Raw genomic sequence first — 13,666 nt, forward strand, 5'->3', positions numbered from 1 at the left:
CCTTGATACAGGTCATCTGTGAATGCCGGGACGGGTGGAGCCCGCCCCTCTGTCCATGTGCCGCCGCAGGCCGGTTCTGGCCACGGCGACAGCATTATTGTTCATGAAAGGCGATGTCATAAACACAAAACATCACCAGATAATAAAAATCAGCTTGAAACACTGCCTTTTCGCTTCAAAAAGAGCTCCCTGCTCTTCAGTTGACGCTTGCCGAGATAGGGCTGCAGCGCCAGCCGGCTGAAACGCTTGGCCGCCTGCAGCAAGGGAGGCGTGTCGAAACGCCCCTCGGCGAAGGCCAGCAGGTGGGCGCCGAGGAACAGGGTACGGGGATCCGGCGCCCGCTCGCAAGCGACAAAGCCGAGCTCCCGCTCGAAGCCGTAAAGCAGGGTGGGGTCGATGGGGGAGTCGTCGTCTGCGGCATATTCGAAGTCCACCGCGTAGCCCAGGGCCTGCAGCAGCAGGAACTCGAAGCGGCGCAGGGGCAGCTCCGGGGTCTCGCCGTCCGCCAGGGCCATGATGGCGCGGGCATAGGCGTCGAACACCTCGGGGAAGGGGGTGTGCGCTTCCAGCAGGTAGTAGACCAGCTCGTTGAGATAGAGGCCGTAGAAGAGACGATCCCCGCCGAGGCGCAACGAGTGATCCGGGCACTCCACCTGGGTGAGGTTCTTGAGATCCCCCTTGCCGCGCCAGGCAATGGTGAGCAGGGTAAAGGGCTGAAGCAGCCCCTTCAGAGAGGAGCGTGGCCCGCGGGAACCGCGAGCCACCAGGGTGAATCGACCGCTATCCTGGGTGAAGACCTCGACCAGCTGGCTGGTCTCCCGATAGGGCCGACTGTGGATGACGAAAGCCGGGGTCAGCAATCAGTCGTCGCCATACCCGAGGCTGCGCAGGGCCCGCTCGTCGTCGGCCCAGCCGGACTTGACCTTGACCCACAGCTCGAGATGCACCTTGTTCTGGAACAGCCGTTCCATGTCGATGCGCGCCTCTGTGCCGATGGTCTTGATCTTCTCGCCCTTGTTGCCGATGACCATCTTTTTCTGGCCTTCGCGCTCCACCAGGATGAGCCCGTGGATGTGGTAGAGACCGTTTTCCTCGACCTTGAAACGCTCGATCTCCACCGTCACCGAATAGGGCAGCTCCTCGCCGGTGAAGCGCATCAGCTTCTCGCGGATGATCTCGGAGGCCATGAAGCGGGAAGAGCGGTCGGTCACGTAATCTTCCGGGAAGAAGTGGACGTTCTCCGGCAGCAGATCCTTGGCCCACTCGCGGATCTTCTCCACGTTGGTGCCCTTCTCGGCGCTGATGGGCAGGATGTGGGCAAAGTTCATCTGCTGACCCAGCCACTCGAGGTGCGGCAGCAGATCCTCTTTTTCCTTGACGTTGTCGATCTTGTTGACCGCCAGCACCACGGGGCACTTGAGGTGGCGCAGCTTGCCCAGCACCATCTCGTCATCCTTGGTCCAGTGGGTGCCGTCCACCACGAACACCACCATGGCCACGTCCCCGAGGGAACTGGTGGCGGCGCGGTTCATCAGGCGGTTGATGGCCCGCTTCTCCTCGATGTGCAGACCCGGGGTATCCACATAGATGGTCTGATGGTTCTCCTCGGTGTCGATCCCCAGGATCCGGTGACGGGTAGTCTGGGGCTTCTTCGAGGTGATGCTGACCTTCTGGCCGAGCAACTTGTTGAGCAGGGTGGACTTGCCCACGTTGGGGCGGCCCACGATGGCGACAAAGCCGCAATAGGTGGTATCTGTCATGACCGCGTTCCCAATGCTGATGGAGTGAAAAGAGCGCACAGTGCCGGATCCGTCATGGTGCTCATGACAGCCGTTCCAGTGCTTGCTGCGCCGCGGCCTGTTCGGCCTTGCGGCGGCTGGAGCCGATCCCGACCAGGGGGCCATCCAGCCCATCCACTTCGCACTGGACGGTGAACTCCTGGTTGTGGGCCTCGCCCTTGACGTTGGTCACCGTGTAGGTCGGCAGGGATTTGCGGCTGCCCTGCAGGATCTCTTGCAGACGGGTCTTGGGATCCTTCTGTTCGATCCCGGGCTTGATCTCGCCAAGGCGGCTGGCATACCAGCCGAGCAGGAGGCTGCGCACCCGCTCCAGATCCGTGTCCAGATAGATGGCGCCGATCACCGCCTCGACGGTGTCGGCCAGGATGGACTCGCGGCGAAAACCACCGCTTTTCAGCTCCCCCGGCCCCAGGATCAGGTGATCCCCGAGGTCGAATTCCCGGCCCAGCTCGGCCAGCGTCTTCTCGCGCACCAGAGTGGCGCGCATCCGGCTGAGATCCCCTTCCGCCGCCTGCGGGAAGCGGTGGAAGAGATCATCGGCAATCACCAGACTCAGGATGGAGTCCCCCAGAAATTCCAGGCGCTCGTTGTGACGAGACCCTGCGCTGCGATGGGTCAGAGCCCGGGTCAGCAGCTCAGGATCCTGAAAGACATGCCCGAGACGGGACTGCAGTCTGTTCATCTTGATATTCATTTACTTGATTCCGCCAATGCGGTTGAAGCGCACACCGGTCGGCACCCAGCTCGGCAAGCTGGACCCTTCCTCGCGCTCGAATTCGAAACTGATCCAGATGGCGACCGCCTTGCCCACCAGGTTCTGCTCGGGCACGAAGCCCCAGAAACGACTGTCGGTGCTGTTGTCGCGGTTGTCACCCATCACGAAATAGTGGCCTTCCGGCACCACCCACTCGTCGGGGTAGGTGCCGGGCTGGCGATAGTAGCGGTCCACCAGGTCCGGCATCAGCGGGTTGCGCAAGGTCTCGTGGGAGACATCGCCCAGCTGTTCGGTGTAGCGATCCAGCGGGATCCCCATCTGGCTGAACTCGCCGCGCTGCTCGAACTTGACGTCCAGCTTCTGGAAGCCAGGGCACGTTTTCCCTTCCTGCTCATCGCACTTGGGCCGGATCATCAGCTCCTTGTTGCGATAGATGACCCGATCGCCGGGCATGCCGACCACCCGCTTGATGTAGTCCACCCGGGTATCCAGCGGATACTTGAAGACCACCACATCACCGCGCTTCGGCTCACCGGTCTCGAGGAACTTGGTGTTGGTCACCGGGTCCTTGAGGCCGTAGGCAAACTTCTCCACCAGGATGAAGTCGCCCACCAGCAGGGTCGGCATCATGGAGCCGGACGGGATCTGGAACGGCTCGAAGATGAAGGAGCGCAGGATCAGCACCAGCGCGATCACCGGGAAAACCCCGCCGGTCTGTTCGATCCAGACCGGCATGGGGGCCACCTTGGCCAGTGTCTTCTCGTCCACATCCGGACCGGCATTGGCACGGGCGGCGGCAATCTTGGCCGCCCGCTGCTTGGCCCAGACCAGCTTGTCGAGCGTCCAGATGATGCCGGTCAGCAGGGTGACGACGACGAGGATCAGGGAAAAGGTGCTTGCCATCGATTAATCCTTTCCGACGTGGAGAATGGCGAGGAAGGCCTCTTGCGGCACGTCCACACGGCCCAGAGACTTCATCCGCTTCTTGCCTTCTTTCTGCTTGTTCAACAGCTTCTTCTTCCGGCTCACGTCACCACCGTAGCACTTGGCGGTGACGTCTTTACGCAATGCCTTGACGGTGCTGCGGGCGATGATCTGGTTGCCGATGGCGGCCTGGATGGCGATGTCGAACATCTGGCGCGGGATCAGCTCGCGCATCTTCTCCACCACCTGGCGACCGCGATACTGGGCGTTCTCCTTGTGGGTGATGATGGCCAGGGCGTCGACCCGCTCGCCGTTGATCATGATGTCCAGACGGACCATGTCGGAGGTTTCGAAACGCTTGAAGCCGTAGTCCAGGGAGGCGTAGCCGCGACTGGTGGACTTCAGACGGTCGAAGAAGTCGAGCACCACTTCCGCCATCGGGATCTCGTAGGTCAGCGCCACCTGCTTGCCGTGGTAGACCATGTTGGTCTGTACGCCGCGCTTCTCGATGCAGAGGGTGATGACGTTGCCCATGTACTCCTGCGGCAGCAGGATGTGGCACTCGGCGATGGGCTCGCGCATCTCCTTGATGTTGTTGATGGCGGGCATCTGGGCCGGGCTGTCGATGTGGATGGTGGAGCCATCGTTCAGCTCGATCTCGTAGACCACGGTCGGTGCGGTGGTGATGAGATCCAGATCGTATTCACGCTCCAGACGCTCCTGGATGATCTCCATGTGCAGCATCCCGAGGAAGCCGCAGCGGAAGCCGAAGCCCAGCGCCGTGGAGCTCTCCGGTTCGTAGAACAGGGAGGCATCGTTGAGGGAGAGCTTCTCCAGCGCATCGCGGAAGGACTCGTAGTCATCGCTGGAGATGGGGAACAGGCCCGCATAGACCTGGGGCTTCACCTTCTTGAAGCCGGCCAGCGCCTTCTCGGCACCGTGCTTGGCCAGGGTCAGGGTATCCCCCACCGGCGCACCGTGGATGTCCTTGATGCCGCAGACGACCCAACCTACCTCGCCACAACCCAGGCCGTCGGTGTCCACCTGCTTCGGCGTGAAGATACCGATGCGATCCACACCCCACACCTGACCGGTGCTCATCACCTTGATCTTGTCGTTCTTCTTCAGGGAACCGTTCTTGATCCGCACGAGCGACACGACCCCGAGGTAGGAGTCGAACCAGGAGTCGATGATCAGCGCCTGCAGCGGCGCCTCCGGATCCCCTTCCGGGGACGGGATCTTGGCGACGATCTCTTCCAGCACCAGATCGACACCGAGGCCGGTCTTGGCGGAGCAGCGCACCGCGTCCACCGCGTCGATGCCGACAATGTCCTCGATCTCCTCGGCAACCCGCTCGGGCTCTGCGGCCGGCAGGTCAATCTTGTTCAGCACCGGCACCACTTCCAGATCCATTTCCATGGCGGTGTAGCAGTTGGCCAGAGTCTGTGCCTCAACCCCCTGACCGGCATCCACCACCAGCAGTGCCCCTTCACAGGCAGCCAGGGAGCGAGAAACCTCGTAGGAGAAATCCACGTGGCCCGGGGTGTCGATAAAGTTCAGCTGATAGGTGTTACCGTCTTGTGCCTGGTAGTTCAGGGTCACACTCTGTGCCTTGATGGTAATGCCGCGCTCGCGCTCCAGATCCATGGAGTCCAGCACCTGGGCCTGCATCTCGCGATCGGACAGGCCGCCGCAAGTCTGGATCAGACGGTCCGACAGGGTCGACTTACCGTGGTCGATGTGCGCAATAATCGAAAAGTTACGAATGTGTTTCATCGAGCAAGAATCACTCAAAATTAAGTTAGGGTCGGATATGAGGGCAGGATTTTACTGGATAACCCGGTCGACGGCCAATCTTTAGTCGGCGGGCCCCACAAATAGCGCCTTGTCTGGCGGGCGTTGGGCACCTGGATGCCCTCCGCCAGACCCGGCCCCTCAGGAGAGATGACGGGTATTGAGCACCACCCCGAGCATGCGGGGACCGTATTCCCCCTGCTCGAGCCGGTCAGAAAAGTAACGAACCAGTAAAAATCCGATGGCGCCGCCCAGCAGACAGCAGAGGATGGTCACCCCCTCTCCCGCCGACAAGAGCGGCACCAGCCAGAGCTGGCCGAGCAGGGCGCCCAGCAGCAGACAAAAGAGCGGCAGCACGTACACCAGAGCCGCACCGCGCAGGATGCTGGCCTGAGGGATGCCCAGGCGGATCTGCTGGCCCACCGCCACATCACCGGTGAGGGCGACCCGCAGCCGCTGCGCCTTCATGGGAAAGGCCTTGGCGACGGTGCCGGTCCCGCAGCTGGATTGTTGGTGGCAACCGCTGCAGGCGGATCGCCGCTCGCACTCCACCCAGGCGTGATTGCCGTCGATGGCCACTACTGTGGCCAGCTCTTCACTCATGTTACTCACCTGATGACTCCTCACAGGGGGCGGTGGATGCTCCGAATCTCAGCACGGCGGCACCCTCAGGGCAAGTCTCACGGCAAAGACTCACTGCACCGCCTCGTTGCGGGCCAGGGGCTGCACTGCCTCGGCGATGCGCTTGGCGGTTTCGGCGGGCACCTCGCCCACCACGGTGATCTCCACCCCGACCTCGTTGACGAAACTCACCAGCGAGGTGGCCCCCTGGCGAATCAACTGCTGGCGCACCGCCTGCTTGGGATCGACCCGGGAGACGTAGACGGAGAGATCCACCAGCCCGTCGGAGAGCATCATGTAATCCACCGGCAGACTGGTGCTGACCAGCTGATGCCGATCCTGAGAGAGCACCTTGAAGCCATCGGGCAACCAGGTCAGGTGCCAGTTGAGGGTCTGCTGGGGAGCGGGATAGGCATCTTCCAGCGCCAGCGCATCCGGCAGCTTGCTGCGTGCCAGGGTGACCAGCCAGGGGGCTGGCGCAGATTGCCTGTCCAGATCCACCCCCAGCACCTGCTCCACCAGATTGCCCTCTCGATCCACCATGTCCACCCGTAGCAGCAGATGGCTCTGTTCATCAATCCAGAGCACGAAGCCGTACTTGTCCGCCTCCTTGGGCACCAGCCGCACCACTTGTGCCACCAGGCCGGCCACCCGGCTGCGGCCCGCCAGCACGGGGTCATAACTCTCCATCACCCGGGGCAGCGGCATCCTTACCAGGCTCGACCACACCCCGGGGAAACGCGCCCCCTTGAGGGTGTAGGGTTCATGGGTGTTTTCGAAGAAGGTGTATTCGTTCTGGCGTTGCAGGAACTCCACGGCCTTGCCGTCGAGATAGCTCAGGTGAGCCACCTCCTTGCCATCGATGATCCCGTGGCTGAAACGGATAGGCTCGAGGCGCCCCTGGCGGGCCTTGACCATGGACAATTCGAAGTTTTGTTGCGAAACGGCACTCTGCATCTGCTGCAACAAGGCCTCGGCCGACAGATCGTCGGCCGAGGCCTTGGCACAAATCAACAGGAGAGAGGCCAGCAGGATAAGGCTGGACTGGCGCACGATCTGATCCCTAAAAATGCGTTATTCCTGAATCTGCTTGTCTTGCAGCAGACGCTGTTGCAGTTGATGGTCGCGCAGGAAGGCATTGATGCGCTCGCGCTGCTCCTGCATCTGCTGCTCGCTCAGACCTTGCTGACGCACACCGGTCCGGCTGCCATCCTGGGGATAGTGCACGCTCACCGGCGCAGCACTGCCACCCACGGGTATGGTATTGAGCACCGGGCTGGTCGGTACACCATCCTTGCCCTGGTACTGCTGCACGCCGAAGATGACGGCGGCAGCCACGGAGGCGGCAATGGCATACTGCCCCACTTGCTGGCCAAAGCGGCGAACGAAGGGGATCACCTTGCCGGCGGGCTGCACCTGGGGCGCAGCAGGCTGAGCCGGCTTGGGCGCCAGTATGGCGGGTTCATCCTCCAGCGCCAGCATGATGCTGTCGCTGAGATCCAGTTGCAGATTGACCGGCAGGTCACCCCGCATGGCATCACCGATCAGATGGTAACGCGACCAGGTATCCTGCAGAGCGGGATCCGTTCCCAGCTCGTTCAGTACCTCGATTTCGCTGAGGTCGCCATCCATCAGGGCTGAAAGTTGCTCTTTATTTGCCATAAGTTTGCCTGTCTTTCCCCAGTTAATGCTCGATCAGAGGTTGCAGCTTTTTATCGATTGCTTCCCTCGCCCGGAAGATGCGGGATCTCACCGTACCCACAGGGCAATCCATGATCTCCGCAATCTCCTCGTAGCTCAGCCCTTCCATTTCACGAAGGGTGATCGCCGTTCTCAAATCTTCTGGCAAGGCTTCTATGGCGGTAAACACGGTTCGCTTGATCTCGTCGGTCAGCGCCAGGTTTTCCGGGGTGGCCACCTCTTGCAGGGCTTCACCACCACCATAATATTCAGCCTCGTCCGCTTCGACATCACTGCTGGGCGGTCTGCGCCCCTGTGACGTCAGGTAGTTTTTGGCCGTGTTGACGGCGATCCGGTACAACCAGGTGTAAAACGCGCTCTCGCCACGGAATGTCGGCAACGCACGGTAGGCCTTGATGAATGCCTCCTGCGCCACATCCGGTACATCGCCCGGATTGTTGACATACCTGGCCACCAGGTTGACCACCTTGTGCTGGTACTTGCGTACCAACAGGTTGAATGCATTTTTATCGCCACGCTGGACCCGTTCAACCAGCTGTTCGTCCAGTAGATTCTGGTCGCTCATCAGAGCCGTAAAACCCCCATCAGGTTATCGTTTTTCTTTTCCGGCCCCTTCTAAGCGCACAAGTTCAGACAGGAGGAATCAGGGAAAGTTCGCTTGCATTGAAAAAAATGTGATGCGGGCTGCATCACAACCCCCCTTGGGCTACCATGGGGCCAGTTCTTAATCCAGGCCAATGATACTTATGAAAGCAAGTGTTGAATACCTTTGCGACGTACTCATCATTGGCAGCGGTGCCGCCGGTCTGTCCCTCGCGTTGCGATTGGCAGACCAGGCCAAAGTCCTGGTTCTGAGCAAGGGGCCCATCAGTGAGGGGGCCACTCTCTATGCGCAAGGAGGCATCGCTGCCGTGTTCGACGAGACCGACAGCATCGAATCCCACGTGAGCGACACGCTCAACGCCGGCGCCGGGTTGTGCGACCCGGCGGTGGTGGAGTTCACCGCCCGCAACGCCCGCGACTCCATCCAGTGGCTCATTCAGCAGGGGGTCCCCTTCGATCAGGAAGAGGATGCCGAGGGGGAATCCCACTATCACCTGACCCGGGAAGGGGGCCACAGCCATCGCCGCATCTTCCACGCGGCCGACGCCACCGGCAAGGCGGTGCAGCTCACCCTGATCGACCAGGTGCGCGCCCACCCCAACATCCAGCTGATGGAGCGCTTCAACGCGGTCGATCTCATCACCACCCGCAAGCTGGGTCTGCCGGGCAACAAGGTACTGGGAGCCTATGTCTGGAATCGCAACGCCGAGCAGGTCGAGGTGATCCGCGCCCGCTTCGTGGCGCTGGCCACCGGCGGGGCCTCCAAGGTGTACCAGTACACCTCCAACCCCGATGTAAGCTCCGGCGATGGCATTGCCATGGCGTGGCGCGCCGGCTGCCGGGTGGCGAACTTGGAGTTCAACCAGTTCCACCCCACCAGCCTGTTCCACCCGGACGACCCCAACTTCCTGCTGACCGAAGCGCTGCGTGGCGAGGGGGCCTATCTGCGCCGCCCGGACGGCAGCCGCTTCATGCCGGAGTTTGACGAGCGGGCCGAGCTGGCCCCGCGGGACATCGTCGCCCGCGCCATCGACCACGAGATGAAGCGCCTCGGGGCGGATTGCATGTATCTGGACATCAGCCACAAGCCGGCGGATTTCATCATCAAGCACTTCCCGACCATTTATGAGCGCTGCCTCGCGGTCGGTATCGACATCACCAAGGAGGCGATGCCCATCGTCCCGGCGGCCCACTACACCTGTGGCGGCGTGATGATCGACAACAACGGCCAGACCGACATCCCCGGCCTCTATGCCATCGGCGAGGTGACCTATACCGGGTTGCACGGCGCCAATCGCATGGCCTCCAACTCCCTGCTCGAATGTGTGGTCTATGCCCACCAGGCGGGGGCCGACATCCTGGCCAAGCTACCCACCAGCGTGGCGCCCCCCAGCCTGCCGGCCTGGGACGAGAGCCAGGTGGATGACTCGGACGAGCAGGTGGTGATCCAGCACAACTGGCACGAGCTGCGGCTGATGATGTGGGACTACGTGGGCATAGTGCGCACCAACAAGCGCCTGGCCCGGGCCAAGCGTCGCATCGATCTGCTCAAGCAGGAGGTGCAGGAGTACTACGCCAACTTCCGGGTCTCCAACAACCTGCTGGAGCTGCGCAACCTGTTGCAGGTGGCCGAGCTCATCGTCAACTGCGCCCTGGAGCGCAAGGAGTCTCGCGGTCTGCACTACAACCTGGATTATCCGGACATGCAGCCGGACTCCAAGCCGACCGTGCTGACCCCGGATCGGGAATAAGGCCGTTGCGTTCGATTCGGGCGTATGCCCTCTCCCAGATGACCCCGCCCAGGCGGGGTCATCTGCTATGAGCGGCAGATGTGGCAGGTAGAGAGAGACGCTCCTAGCGGACAGCGAGGTGGATGGCGCGGGCCAGGGCGCGGTAGTGTGCAGGGGCCAGGGCATCGGAGAAGAGCCAGAGCTGCCCCTCGGAGCCCTCCACCGTCTTCAGCCGCAACCAGAGCACCCCGGGCAGGATGCGGCTGCGGGGATCCAGCCGATGGCGCCCCCCTTGCCACTCGAGCCACTCCCCGTCCCAGACGAGCACGCCGCTCGCCGCCGGATGGCGACGCAACGCGCGCCACAGGCCCAGCCCCCAGACAGGGAGGAACAGCCCCCATTGCCAGCCCTGGATCAGGCTGGCGACGGGCAAGAGCAGCAACAGAAACAGGATGCACAGCAGCAGACGCTGCTGGCGGGAGGCGATCACGGGCATCACTACCCGCTGGGGAGACGCGAGGCTGGCCATGAGGGGTGGCGGTCGCGAGTCGGGCTCAGCGCAGGCTGTCGTGACGGGCCTGGTTGCGCTCGAGGATCAGGGGGATCATGGCGGCAAAAGCGGGATCCTCGGGCACGCCGTGACCCATGCACCAGCGGAACAGCTCGGGATCCTCGCACTCCAGCAGGCGGATGAAGGTGCGCTGTTCGGCCTCGCCGAGGCCATCGAACTCGTGCTCAAAGAAGGGCATAAAGATCACATCCAGCTCGAGCATGCCGCGACGGCAGGCCCACTTCAGGCGGGACTTCTCACTTGGGTTCAACATGGAACTCTCCTTACAAAGACCGGGGAATGGTAGCAGCAGGATTTTCCGGCTGACAAACATTCCTTACGTCTTTACCATGCAGGTCACATACTTTCTGTCTCTGGAATCCCATCGTGAGCCTGCCGACCCCTCTTCTTCCTGCCGAGCCGACCCTGTTTTCCCTGACCAATCTGGCCATCACCCGCCTCGGCGGCCCGGATCGCGCCAAGTATCTGCAAGGTCAGGTCACCTGCGACGTCAACGCCCTGCAACCGGGCCAGAGCACCCTCGGCGGCCACTGCGATCCCAAGGGCAAGCTGTGGAGCGATTTTCGCCTGCTCTGCCTGGAAGACAGCCTGCTGATGCTGACCAAGCCCTCGGTGCTGGCCCGCCAGCTGCCGGAGCTCAAGAAGTTTGCGATCTTTGCCAAGGTCGAGATCGGCGAGTTTCAGGGCAGCCTGACCGGACTGGCCGGTCAGGGGACGGACGACTGGATGGCACAGCACTTCGCGCTGACCGGCACCGGTCTGGTGGAGGGCGGCATGGCAGTCAGGGTGGAGGCGGACCGCTGGCTGCTGGCGAACGCATCCCCGCTGGCCCTGAACCTGCCGGTGGGCGACGAAGGACTCTGGTGGGGGCTGGAAATCAAAGCCGGTCTCCCTCATCTGGAAGCGGTCCATCAGGGGGAATACATCCCCCAGATGCTGAACCTGCAAGCCCTTGATGGCATCAGCTTCAACAAGGGCTGCTACATGGGGCAGGAGACGGTGGCGCGCGCCAAGTATCGCGGCGCCAACAACCGCGCCCTCTTCGTGCTGAGCGGCACTGCCGCAACGCAGGTGGCCAGCGGTGACACCCTGGAGATCCAGCTCGGTGACAACTGGCGCCGCAGCGGTCTGGTGCTCAACGCCTGGCAGCAGCAGGGTCAGGTGTGGCTCACCGCAGTGCTGCCCAAGGACACCGAGGCCGACGCCCGCTTCCGCCTCAAGCTGGAAGAGGGCTCCAGCCTCGGTCTGCAACCCCTGCCCTATGCGTTGATCGACTGAATCCCCCCTAACGAGGCACCCGCGCCAGCAGTGCCTCCTGCAACCAGCGCCCCGCCTGCCCGAGCGGGCGGGCGCGATACCACTGCAACTCCAGCGCCAGTTCCGCCTCGGCGATGAAGTCTGGCTTGAGCACCACCAGCTCCCCCCGCGCCAGGGGCCGGTGCAGCAGAAACTCGGGCACCGCCGCCCATCCCAGCCCCAGTTTCACCAGCTCCAGGATCCCGAGATCCCCCTCCACCCACCACACTTGCGCCGAGAGGCGGAAGCGATGGCGCTCCGTCCCCTCCCGCCGTCCGGTCACCATCAACTGGCGAGCCCCTTGCAGGTCACTCTCCTTCAACGGCGTCTTGTGGGCCAGGGGGTGATCCGGAGAGACCACCAGGGGCATGGTGACCGTCCCCAGGGAGCGGGAGACCAGCTCCCGCTCGGGGTGCGCCTTCTGATAGCTGATGCCGAGCTGGGCGCGGCCGCTCTTGAGCAGCTCGGTCACGTCCTCCATCAGCGGGAACAACAGCTCCAGCTCCACCGCCGGGTAGCGGCTGGCGAACTCCTCCAGCAGGGAACCAAGCCAGGGCAGGTGGGAGTCATCGTCGATGGCCAGGGTGAGGCGCGACTCGACGCCGTTGGCCAGCTCGCCGGCGATGGCCTGCAGTCGCTCGCTCTGGGCCAGCAGCACCCCCACCTCCTGACAGATGCGGGCCCCCGCCTCGGTCAGCACGGGATAGCGGCCGCTGCGATCGAACAGCGCAAGGCCGAGATCGATCTCCAGGTTGGCGATGGCGGCACTCACCACCGACTGGGCCTTTCCCAGCCTGCGCGCCGCCGCCGAGAACGACCCGGTCTCGGCCGTCGCCAGCAATGCCTTGAAGTGTTCCAGTGAAGGGGTCATGAGCCTGCTCCGCCGTGCTGTTGTGTCGTCACATCTATCTATTTTAGCGATAGATACCAACGTGAATCTATCCGCTTTTGGCGATACATTGCCGCCATTCCCTGACCAAAGAGAGAGACAGACCATGCGTACGACCCGTGACCGCCTGCGCCACGCCATCGGATTCGAATTGATTGGCCTGCTGATCGCCGCCCCGCTGGCCAGCTGGGTGACCGGCGTCGGGCTCAACCACATGGGCCCCCTGGCCCTGTTCTTCTCGGTGGTCGCCACCGTCTGGAACTATGTCTACAACATCGGGGTGGACAAACTGCTGCTGCGCTATCAGGGCCACACCCACAAGGCGCTGTGGCAGCGGGTGCTGCACACCCTGGGGTTCGAGGGGGGCCTGCTGATCGTGGCCCTGCCGGTGATGTCCTGGTGGCTCGACATCGGCCTGCTGGAGGCGCTGGTGCTGGATATGGGCTTCGTGCTCTTCTACCTGGTCTATGCCTTCGTCTACAACTGGAGCTACGACAAGGTGTTCCCCATTCCCATGGGACAGGTGCAGAAGGCGCTGGGATAAGCGATTCGAGGGGTAAGGGCGAGGCACCATCATGCGATGGCATGATGGTGCTGAAGAGGGCCTCGCGGGGTCAGGCCTGGGCCTTGACCTCTTCCGGCGGGGTGTCGTCCTGCCTGGCTTCCTGGCGCATCATGGCTTCGAGGTCGCTCTGGTACTGGTTCAGCATGCGCTGGGCCGCCACCATGTCCCCCTTGTGCAGGCGCTCGAACAGATGATGCTGCACCACGCCGTTGAGGTACTCCACCGTGATGGGTTGCTCCAACGCCGACAACAGCTCCTCTTTTTCCAGCTCCGCATTGATCTCGTCGACACTGGTACGCAGCAGACCGGCCAGTTGCACCAGCATGCGGCGCTCCCCTTCACGCAACAGGCTCAACATGCGGTTTCTCTGCTGCTCATTCTGTTGGGTCATACATTTCCTTACGTAGAATTGGAACAAGCCCGCTCATTCTGCCCTGTCCTTTTCACAGCGTCCATCT

16 protein-coding genes are annotated in these 13,666 nt (G+C 62.6%); 3 read left to right on the plus strand and 13 right to left on the minus strand.

Features of this window, described 5'->3' with window-relative positions; all coding sequences use genetic code 11:
- Positions 1–149: 149 nt before the first annotated feature.
- From recO to rpoE, 9 genes are all read right to left on the minus strand, one after another.
- On the minus strand, positions 150–860 hold the full coding sequence (recO, locus tag I6L48_RS00535; protein ID WP_039040537.1) for a DNA repair protein RecO: 711 nt from the start codon (positions 858–860) through the stop codon (positions 150–152).
- Complete coding sequence (era, locus tag I6L48_RS00540; protein ID WP_010675638.1) at positions 861–1,760, minus strand: GTPase Era; 900 nt, start codon at positions 1,758–1,760, stop codon at positions 861–863. It abuts the gene before it with no gap.
- Positions 1,761–1,821: 61 nt separating this feature from the next.
- Positions 1,822–2,493, minus strand: a complete 672-nt coding sequence (rnc, locus tag I6L48_RS00545) for a ribonuclease III (RefSeq protein WP_010675639.1) — start codon at positions 2,491–2,493, stop codon at positions 1,822–1,824.
- Positions 2,494–3,417: a signal peptidase I gene (gene lepB / locus I6L48_RS00550; protein ID WP_010675640.1), complete on the minus strand. Its 924-nt coding sequence runs from the start codon at positions 3,415–3,417 to the stop codon at positions 2,494–2,496.
- Between the two features lie 3 nt (positions 3,418–3,420).
- Complete coding sequence (gene lepA / locus I6L48_RS00555) at positions 3,421–5,214, minus strand: translation elongation factor 4 (protein WP_010675641.1); 1,794 nt, start codon at positions 5,212–5,214, stop codon at positions 3,421–3,423.
- A gap of 159 nt (positions 5,215–5,373) precedes the next feature.
- A complete protein-coding gene (locus I6L48_RS00560) occupies positions 5,374–5,835 on the minus strand; it encodes a SoxR reducing system RseC family protein (RefSeq protein WP_039040538.1) in 462 nt (153 codons plus the stop codon).
- A gap of 90 nt (positions 5,836–5,925) precedes the next feature.
- The gene (locus tag I6L48_RS00565; RefSeq protein WP_113068969.1) at positions 5,926–6,906 is read right to left on the minus strand and encodes a MucB/RseB C-terminal domain-containing protein; all 981 of its coding nucleotides are present in this window, start codon (positions 6,904–6,906) and stop codon (positions 5,926–5,928) included.
- A gap of 21 nt (positions 6,907–6,927) precedes the next feature.
- Entirely contained in the window at positions 6,928–7,515 is a 588-nt protein-coding gene (locus I6L48_RS00570) for a sigma-E factor negative regulatory protein (RefSeq protein WP_041211670.1), read from the minus strand.
- A 22-nt stretch (positions 7,516–7,537) separates the two neighbouring features.
- Positions 7,538–8,119 carry an RNA polymerase sigma factor RpoE gene (gene rpoE, locus I6L48_RS00575; protein ID WP_010675645.1) on the minus strand — a complete coding sequence of 194 codons (582 nt, stop codon included), beginning with the start codon at positions 8,117–8,119 and terminating at the stop codon, positions 7,538–7,540.
- Positions 8,120–8,300: 181 nt separating this feature from the next.
- On the opposite strand from rpoE, the gene nadB reads away from it, so the two are divergent.
- Entirely contained in the window at positions 8,301–9,908 is a 1,608-nt protein-coding gene (nadB, locus tag I6L48_RS00580) for an L-aspartate oxidase (protein WP_048208412.1), read from the plus strand.
- A 103-nt stretch (positions 9,909–10,011) separates the two neighbouring features.
- On the opposite strand, the gene I6L48_RS00585 is transcribed toward nadB, so the two are convergent.
- On the minus strand, positions 10,012–10,383 hold the full coding sequence (locus I6L48_RS00585; protein ID WP_109112035.1) for a protein YgfX: 372 nt from the start codon (positions 10,381–10,383) through the stop codon (positions 10,012–10,014).
- A gap of 58 nt (positions 10,384–10,441) precedes the next feature.
- A complete protein-coding gene (locus I6L48_RS00590; RefSeq protein ID WP_010675648.1) occupies positions 10,442–10,711 on the minus strand; it encodes a succinate dehydrogenase assembly factor 2 in 270 nt (89 codons plus the stop codon).
- Between the two features lie 113 nt (positions 10,712–10,824).
- Here I6L48_RS00590 and ygfZ point away from each other — a divergent pair, with 113 nt between their 5' ends.
- A complete protein-coding gene (gene ygfZ / locus I6L48_RS00595; protein WP_162726113.1) occupies positions 10,825–11,736 on the plus strand; it encodes a tRNA-modifying protein YgfZ in 912 nt (303 codons plus the stop codon).
- 7 nt (positions 11,737–11,743) lie between these two features.
- Here the strand turns inward: ygfZ and I6L48_RS00600 are convergent, their stop codons facing one another.
- Entirely contained in the window at positions 11,744–12,625 is an 882-nt protein-coding gene (locus I6L48_RS00600) for a LysR family transcriptional regulator (protein WP_113068971.1), read from the minus strand.
- A gap of 124 nt (positions 12,626–12,749) precedes the next feature.
- Here I6L48_RS00600 and I6L48_RS00605 point away from each other — a divergent pair, with 124 nt between their 5' ends.
- The gene (locus tag I6L48_RS00605) at positions 12,750–13,187 is read left to right on the plus strand and encodes a PACE efflux transporter (protein WP_039040541.1); all 438 of its coding nucleotides are present in this window, start codon (positions 12,750–12,752) and stop codon (positions 13,185–13,187) included.
- 70 nt (positions 13,188–13,257) lie between these two features.
- On the opposite strand, the gene I6L48_RS00610 is transcribed toward I6L48_RS00605, so the two are convergent.
- Positions 13,258–13,599: a hypothetical protein gene (locus tag I6L48_RS00610; RefSeq protein ID WP_162726114.1), complete on the minus strand. Its 342-nt coding sequence runs from the start codon at positions 13,597–13,599 to the stop codon at positions 13,258–13,260.
- Between the last annotated feature and the right edge of the window lie 67 nt (positions 13,600–13,666).

Origin of the sequence: Aeromonas sp. FDAARGOS 1418 (assembly GCF_019048585.1) — a bacterium.
In the GTDB taxonomy this organism is placed as follows: domain Bacteria; phylum Pseudomonadota; class Gammaproteobacteria; order Enterobacterales; family Aeromonadaceae; genus Aeromonas; species Aeromonas caviae.